Origin of the sequence: Acinetobacter rongchengensis (genome assembly GCF_003611475.1) — a bacterium.
Lineage (GTDB): Bacteria > Pseudomonadota > Gammaproteobacteria > Pseudomonadales > Moraxellaceae > Acinetobacter > Acinetobacter rongchengensis.
This window is the reverse complement of sequence record NZ_RAXT01000077.1, coordinates 1-9,291: the sequence shown is the minus strand read 5'-3', so window position 1 is coordinate 9,291 and position 9,291 is coordinate 1. Positions and strand designations below refer to the sequence as shown.

Sequence of the window (9,291 nt, the reverse complement as noted above, 5' to 3'; positions counted from 1 at the left end):
TTTTCTGGAGTCGAGTTCGGCAATTGGGTAAATCAAAAGGAACGTGCATGGTTTCTGAATTGCACGTATGACTCACTAATGGATCTTGTCGAACTTCTAGGTCTACCCGTTACGTTCGCATCTTTAGGCGGTAAGCTAGGAATAGCATTCGGTTCGCGTGGCACAGGCGTTGATAGCGCAGCAGCTCACTTTGAACCAGGTAATATGCTTATTCATTTGACCAAGACGCAAGGTGTTGGAGCACTAGCCCATGAGTTCGCGCACGGATTTGATTGTGTTTTGGCAAAACGAAACGGACTCAATAATAACTTTTTTAGCGAATACTTTCTTTACACCAGTAAAGGGCGTTACTCAGTACAGAATCATCAAGAGTCAGCATACAAACATCTTAAAGATGGCCAGACTGCAGATAAGTTTATCAAGCTGGTTAATTATCTTACTTTTAAGTCAACCAAATACCTTGATTACGAAGAAAGACAAGGCGGTACGGGCTTTATGAATAACGCCATGCACCTAGATCAATCACGGTCAATGTATTGGTCACAGCCAACAGAAATCTTTGCCAGACTGTTTGAATGTTGGGTGACGGATAAGCTGGCTGAAAATGATCAACAAAATGGGTTTTTGGTGCACGGCACAGAAGAGTCGGCAAATAGTTGGAATATGAAGTTAAGCGCATATCCAACAGGCAGAGAACGGGCAATTTTAGTTGATTTGATGGATGATTGGCTAAAAGCATTAGTGAGGTCGTGGACGAAATGAATGCAATCACTAAGACCTCAAAAAAAGAACGGATCTTATTCAATAATCCCAAAGCAACACGACTTTACAGGGAAGCAATAACAGAGCTTATTGCGTTTAAACCTTGGGAAGTTAACGCCACTGAGAATATGCTTACGATCTGCAACACCTACCGCTATGTCGTGAATAAACGTTGTTGTTTAGGGTACGAGTTTTGGTGTTACGACCGAAGCGAAAAAGAATGGGTACGTGTTAAGCCCTCAAGCGGTCGCCACAACTATGGGAAAAACTGGTGCAAAACAAATGACAAAAACAATGGTCTACAAGGCAGTAAAACGAGCAGATTTTGAGTATTCAAACGCAGCGCGTGGATACGTGTATCGGGGAGAGAAAATATCTGATGCTGAAGCGGAAAAACTAAAGCATAAATGGGCTAAAAAAGACCTGATGGACAATGCAAAAAAAGATGGATCGTTCACACCAGAATCATTAGAAATGTTCAAAACCTTGGTGAATCATGTATCACCACGGGAGTTGACCGCCAAACAGCAAGCTTTGACATACCATAGCCTTAAACGCTACACAGATTGCGTATTTAACCTTTATGAAGTCACCGCTAAACAAACACCTCCAGCAAAACTAAAACGACCGTACAGCATGCCTAGACTGGATGGTACGGATAACCCTTGGAACCAAGGCAAACGAGAAAACGATGTCTATATATACAAGGGGATTGAGTACAAAGGCATTGAAGCGGAAACAGCAATGCATAAAGTGGTGATTGCATCAGAATTAACGGCAATTGCCGGATTGGATAATCAGTTAGCGAATCTGGCCAACGAAACAGGTGTAGCGTTGTTTTCAGAATTTATTGAAGTTGCACACCAGAACAATGATTTAAAGGATTTAACATATGTAGTTTTTGATTATGTAAAACATCTAATTGTGACGATTGATCGCTATTTTGATTTAAAACTGAAATCTAACGTGTCGGTCAGTATTTCAGTGAACCGAGTAGCTGGCTATTCAAGGTATAGCATAGTTCAACGGAAATAGACGCACGAACGCAACCAGTGACATTACATGTGTCGTCAATGACAGCTTATGTGTCTCGAACGTGCACGTAATTTTGGATTGATTGGTTTGAATGCAGAAAATGTAAATTATGCAAAGTAACACCATGAATATAGCTGATGATTGTACGGTAGTACGTAGACCGTATCAAAGAATGACGACAGCTAACATGCTTAAGATTTGTTATAATAAACAAATTGTTAGTATCTAAACGACACATGAGCTGTCATTTTTTGGAAATTGCGACTACCCTATTCATTTTAATTCGAACTTTAACTTATGTTCACCTGAAGTCTAGTTAATAAAACTTTTAATAATTTTATTTATTATTTTCAATAACTTATATAAATAAAAAAATAATTATAAATTTTTGGTTCATGAACCTAATGAATTTATTGATACTTTTATAAAATAGAGTTAATTTGTCCGAGAGATATGGGTAGATATCTATTTTTGGTCTTTTTAGTGATTAGAGATATGACCATTGTCATCAAATTTTAAGGAATTCCTTAAGTTTTTTTCTTATAATTCAATAAAATAATTTTGAATACTCAAAAATTAAATGTAATATAAGTCACATTATGAACCGTTAAGTGAAATACGTTTTGCTTAAACGAATGATTGAGTTAGATCATCTAAATGATGATCGTGCTAGAAGACTCAGGTTTTACACCAAAATATTTGGCAGACTTTATTTTAAATACAATCCTAAACTGAATATAAAAAACCTTCGGAGGGCTTATTTGGCCAAACTAACCATCAACCTGAAAAAACTAAATTCTTACGCTAAGTATTTTTTCTAAAAGACACCGTACATATAGCATTACTTTATGTTAATAAAAATTTAGCATCATTTTTGACGCTTATTTGTTGTATGTGCAAAAGCAAGACATTTTAAATAAAGAATCTTTTAATATGAAAGTTACATATCCAGAGACAGGTATATACGAGCACGAACTCAAAGCAATTGATAAGATTAAAAAGGTCTTTGATCGTGGCGAAAAAACTAAAAACTGGCGAGCATATGCTGGTTTTGAATTTATGCATAAAAATGGAAAAAAAGCAGTAGCGAAAGGTAGTTCTGAGAAATTTGAATATGATCTCCTAATTATTACTCATGCAAACATTTTGGTCATTGAATTCAAGGACTGGAACGGTAAGGAAATTACAAAAGTTGCAGGAAAATGGTACGTAGGTAATAAAGAGCAAGATTCATGCCCTGTAGCTAAAAATGTAAAAAAAATGCAAATTATAGTTAATAAACTAAAGGATAAAGTTTCAGAAAAGAAAGCTAAGGGCATTACATTTCATTACCAAAGTGTTTCTCACTTTGTTGTCATGTGTGGTAAAGCAGATTATTCGCGCCTGCCTCCAGAAGATTTAGAGCACATTCTTTCGATAGATGAGTTTATACAATTAGCTCAACAGAAGAATTTTAATAATATGTTCCGCAAGCATCTGGAACGTGATGGTCGCATATATGATATTAAAAAAGAATATCACGCCATTATTGATGAAATTTTTGCGCCTGACCAAATTCAACCACGCTCTTTGATTATTAATAATCATGAACGAGGTGACTTGATCTTACCGCATCCTAAAAAGATTTATAGCGAGTATAAAGCGCATTCATTGACCATCGTTGGTGAAAAATCTTTAATGCGTTGTTGGGATTTTAATGAATTCAAGTTGAGTAACTCAAGAATGAGTCAGCCTCAACATCGATTCAACTTGATCTGCAATGAGCGCCGGGTTTTCCAAAAAATTAAAACAGAAAAGCCTGATCTTTATCAAAGTTGTTTGCACCCGATTACAAACCCAAGTCTTGATGACATGACATCAAAATATAATGAGTTGTATGAGTTGCCTGAGAACAGCTATCGAGTCAACGAATTCATCGGCGCTTATGCTGAGAAAATGTCTGAATCTGAGAAATTGGATTTATTCCAGATTTTGCTTGGTAAATTTAATCACCTACATCAAATGGGAATTACTCATGGTGATGTGGGTGATCATAGTGTGTGGATCTCTTATAAAAAGGAGATATTGCTATCCAATTTTTCGGCAGCAAATGATCAAACACAGCCCTCGAAAATTGACCCTGAACTGGCTAACGAACTCCCATTTTTGAATACAACAGCTCATCTTCCGAATCTTGCGCTGACAGCTGCACAAAAGGATGTGTATTGGTTAGGGCAGTTAATCCTTCATATTTGGAAGAATGCTCGACTGAGCCCACGTTCATTGAAAAAATTTAGTCTTGAGGAGCGAGATCAGAACCACTGGTTAGAGCGTATTTTAACACGAGCTTTGACAGGGAAATATGATAATGCATGTGCAGTATTCCAAGATTTCTTAGCTCAAAAACCTGCTGAACAAGTTAGTTATGAACTTGATGCAGATGTACTGAATCCATATTTAAATCAGACAAATACCTATATCAGTTACCCGATATTTGGCGCGCCTATTGATGCTAACCAAAATTTTACACTCTATGCATCAGGCAACATGTTAGTCAAAACATGGATGGGTAAAGTTGCATCTGCAATGACAACTTATCAAAAGAGTTGTTTTAAGCGATTCTTTGAAGAACTTAAAATGACGCAGGCTCTCAATTTGCCATACCTTCCTAAGATTATTGATTTTGGTTTATCAACTAGCACAGCATGTGTGTATCTAGTAACTGAAATGGTAAAGGGTGAAGCTTGGTCAACGGTTATTGAGGGCTTAACTGAGGATGAAAAAAATGAACTTTCACTTCAGTTATTGCATTCTCTGAAAAAATTTCATGAGCATGGCTTTCAACATGGAAACTTGGATGATGAAAAGATTCTAGTAGATAAAACAAACTTGAAAGTTAGTTTTAATGATTGCTTCCATCCTGAAGTACCACAACCTGATTCTTCTAATGCTTATTTCCCATCTGATATTGAAGATCCAACAGTCATTCAGTGTGACAACTTTACTGCATTGAAATTAATCGCAGATCTATACGATATAGACTTGGCTGTGGATGATGTGGCTTCAATGGATCCTACTTTATCCTGGCTAAATACAGCCTTGAGCATAGAAGGAATGGAAGATCCAAGTGTACGCTATATTGATAATTCTCGCTTTATAGAGGCATTTGAATGTAAGGGTGCTATTGTAAAAGAAGCTCCTCAGATTAGTATTTATACAAGTAAGGTTGAGACGCCCTTTACGATTTATCCCGAAAACGGCAAAGTTTATATCCAACTTGAGGCAGCAAGTGAGGGGGATTTTCGATTTACACTTAGCGGAATCAATGGCATGTTAAAAGGGTTTTATAAGCCCCATGAAAATCAATTAAGTTTCCTTGATTTTGTCAAAAAACAAGACCTGTGGTGGAAGGCTAGTAGGGATGCAGATCTGACTATTGATGTTAGCATTGAAGTCCACCCGATATCTGGGATGAGTAAGCGTGACAACATTGTAGAGTTAAATGACTTCTTAGCAAAAGATCAAAACTTTAAGGATGCTATTGAACAGTTTAAGCAAGCACAGCTCAAAAGGACTCAAGAGAAAGAGGAAACATTACGGGCTCTGCGTGAACAAAAAGCATTACAAGAAGAGATAGGCGATGTTATAGCTACTGATGAGCTTATGGCACAGCCAATGAGTCATCTGCCTACACATAGCCACTTAATTGATATTGAAACGAAAGAGTTGTGGAAAAAAGTCATGGCGACTGAGCGTCATGCACATCCTACAATCACTCTGTCTGAGCCGTTAAAGATAGTTTCGAGCAAACATTTTAAAGATTCAAAGAGTGCTATTGCATACTATGACTCTGCAGAAGATGTTTCAGCTAAATTTTCAAAGACCGATAAAGTCGATGTAATGTGCACTAAAGAAACTGGGGCGGGAGGTGATTACACTTTCTGCATAGGTACGGTGAATATTGCGCAATCAAAAGTCGGAGAATTGTGGATCGATTTTTGTAAAAAAACAAATGAAGTTCCTGAAGAAGCAACACTGTTTCTACAAAGCAAGGCAGATAAGTCATCTAATCGGAAACGTGCAGATGCTCTGACAAATATTCTGAGTAATAAGGCTGTCATTGAAAATCTCGTAGATTACTTTGAACCATCATTAGTGATTGAAGCAAAAGATTATGAGATTGAAGTGCCTGATGAAGATCTAGATCACTATAACAAATACAAAAATGGGGAATTGGTTAAAGCCCTCAATCCATTACAACGTAAAGCGTTCCGTAATGTGCTTAAGTATGGACCTGTATCACTATTAAAGGGACCACCAGGAACCGGCAAAACTGAATTTATCTCTATACTGGCTCACTATCTCTATGATAAACAAAATGTATCTAACATCTTAATTGTTAGTCAGTCGCACGAAGCTGTAAATACAAGTGTTGAGCGTATACGTCAGCTATGCACAGAGTATGACACACCATTAAGTATTGCTCGAATAAGCAATAAAGAGAGTGCTGTGTCTCCTGAATTAAAAGATGTCTATACAGGCTCAATTATTACGAGCCAGATAGAGCTGTTTAAGTCTAATATTAAAGAAAGAGTGCTTGAGCTTGCAAAAGATTTATCACTTGAAGCTGAATACTTGAGCGATCTTTATGAAATCAGAGTCACTATTTTAAATAGTCTTAAATCTGCGTATCAGTCAATCGACCAAGATGATCTTGATCAAAAGTTTAGCTTCTCATTAGAAGAGTATACCCAGGCTTTCAAATCAGCAATGCATAAGCTGAAGAGCATGTTTGACGGAAATCAAGACTTTTGGGATCAACTGGAAGACTGTATCAATGATAAAGAGATAACAGTATTAAACCAGTTAAATAAGATCGACATGATTACGTTCGCAGCACTTAATCAATACTACGGGGTATCTAATGAGGAAGGACTTAAAGCGAAAGCCTTGATCAATATTGCCCTAGATTATGAACCATTAATTGAAAGCCAAAATGCTAATTATGAAAGTTTCCTGGTCAAAACAAGGCAATTAGTCTGTGGCACATGCGTTGGTGTTGGCCAACAAAGTATTGGAATCGCCAATCACGTATTTGATTGGGTGATTATTGATGAAGCAGCACGTTCAATCGCTTCAGAATTGGCAATTGCAATGCAGTCAGGTGCACGTATTTTATTAGTTGGGGATCAAGACCAACTTCCTCCACTATATTCGAGCGATCATAAAAAGGCTTTAGCTAAGCAACTTAAGATATCAGATGATGATTTGGAAGATAAATTACAAAGCGACTTTGGCCGTATCTTTAATTCACATTATGGACTAAAGGCTAGTTCAGAACTCTTGTCACAGTACCGAATGAGTCCGAGCATCGGCGAATTAGTTTCAGACTGTTTTTATGAAGGAAAACTTGAAACTGAAGTTGTCGATTCTCGTGGTTTAAGTGATGAAGAGCTGAAAGAAATTAAGTTAAAGCGGATTGTGCCTGATAACTATGCATCCGACATCGCAATAGAATTGAATTCAACAGTTACTTGGGTGGATACTGGGAATGCTGAGCATTTCAAAATGGAGAAAGGTAGTAGTATTTATAACCCACATGAAATTAATGAAATTATCGATTTTCTTCAGCGGATTGACCAAGACAAACTCTTGTTAAATAAATTAGTGCCAGAGCCTGATTCCCTTAAAGAGCCTGCTATTGGTGTAATTTGTACCTATGCTGAGCAAAAAAACCGGTTAAGAAAAGCCTTCTCTTTGTGTGAAGTGTCAGATGCATTGAGATCAATTGTGCGTATTGATACGGTGGATAGTTATCAAGGTAAACAGAATAAGATCATCATTCTCTCAGTTACGCGAAATGATCCAACTAAGTTTCCTGCATTTTTGAAGTCACCAAATCGTGTGAACGTGGCTTTATCTCGCGCAATGGATCGTCTTGTAATCTTTGGTGCGTCAGAAATGTGGCAAGGAGTCAACAGTAACTTACCTTTAGGACGCGTATTAAATTACATCAAGTGCCGTGAGAATCAGACTTTAGAATATCGATATATTTCAAAACGCGCCATTGTCAAAATAGTACAAAACAATCCGCACATTAATAAAAATAGATCAAAAAAATATAGAAAGGCAGGGGTATAACTCATGGAAAATTCACTAAGAAGCTATCATGACGTAGATGTTACATTGCCATCACAACTATTCAATGTGGCATTTAGCTATACCACAACAGATACCTTAGATTTTATTGATTCTATGGTATTGCGCCTATTGGTAATTGCACCACTTTCTGCTGAAAAAATAGCGCGGTTCTTAGGGTTATCTAATCATGAAACAGATGTGCTATTAACTAAATTATTAAAACAAATGCAGATAAAACATCTTGAAGATGATCGATTTGCTCTGACTCAGCGACTTGAGAAAGCATTCTCGGATGTTTGTGCAATTCCTTATGTAAATAAGATTGAGGACAATATTCAAAAGATGAGTTTTGAGATGATTGGCTTGAATCCTGAGCCAGTTAATCCCAACGCATCTGACAATGGGGCAAATTCAATTAAATTAGATGCTTCTAACCAATACCTTTCAAATGGTGAGTCTTTGGTTAGTAAGGAGTTTCAGAAAAATTTTCGATTTTATTTCAGCCAAGGATTAGTTAAGTTGAATCCATCAGTGGATGAAAAGAAGCTGCAACTGTATAAAATGAGCCAAGTGGAAAAATTGCGAGACCATTCTCGTCGTTTTACATTACCATTGACGCTTGATGAGAATTATACACCTACAGAGATTAGTGATTTTAATCACATGGAAAATCTTAACAAAATCGAAGATTCTCTTTACGCTGCTCTTAGATCAGCTAAGAAGCCACAAAATATTGAGGATATTCTAAAGGTACTCCATGAATTAGATATGGAGGATACTTTTTCAGTTGAATCTATTTTTAGCGAGAATAAGCTTAATTTAGATCGCTTATTTAAGCTAGAACACAAATCCAATGAATACTTTATCGGGCCAATATATTCTAAGGAAAATTCAGACCTGTTTTTCAAAACAATCAAACAATATCAAGACCAGAATAATGATGATAAACAGCTGTATTGGTTAGCTCCATCAGATGAATTTTGGGGTAAGTCAGATAGATTTAGTGATTTTATTGATCGTTTATCGACAACCACAATTACCAAAAACTTTAAATGCTTCTTACCAGTGGCATACAGAAATGATAAACAATCAATCGCAAGTTATAAAAAACTAATCACAGCTGAGGCAGGAGCCAAGCACTTTCTAACGTTTAAGGAAAGTAGTGTAGTTTTTGACGGTAATTTTGAGCTTTTGGTTATGAAAGACTCTTTTTGTGTTTTGATTATTCACGTTAGTGATTCATCCACAAATATTTTAACAACAGTGCCTGTGGGTATTATTGTCAAAAATAAGGCTATTGCCCAATCGTTTTATAAGTTTTTTGAAGACTTAGAGAACGATGGAGAGAACTTCTTTGGTTTATTAAATTCTAAA

The 9,291-nt window shown here is 36.7% G+C and carries 4 protein-coding genes; all 4 read left to right on the top strand.

Annotation, left to right across the window (positions count from 1 at the left end; translation table 11 throughout):
• On the top strand, positions 1 to 762 hold a 762-nt coding region (locus D7V20_RS17685), incomplete at its 5' end, for an LPD1 domain-containing protein (RefSeq protein ID WP_328588414.1).
• A gap of 228 nt (positions 763 to 990) precedes the next feature.
• Positions 991 to 1,797, top strand: coding sequence for a hypothetical protein (locus D7V20_RS17680; RefSeq protein WP_010591556.1), 807 nt, complete (start codon positions 991 to 993; stop codon positions 1,795 to 1,797).
• Between the two features lie 894 nt (positions 1,798 to 2,691).
• Positions 2,692 to 7,917, top strand: coding sequence for an AAA domain-containing protein (locus tag D7V20_RS17675; RefSeq protein WP_077169794.1), 5,226 nt, complete (start codon positions 2,692 to 2,694; stop codon positions 7,915 to 7,917).
• A 3-nt stretch (positions 7,918 to 7,920) separates the two neighbouring features.
• Positions 7,921 to 9,291: hypothetical protein (locus D7V20_RS17670; RefSeq protein WP_120385264.1), on the top strand; the 1,371-nt coding region annotated here is incomplete at its 3' end.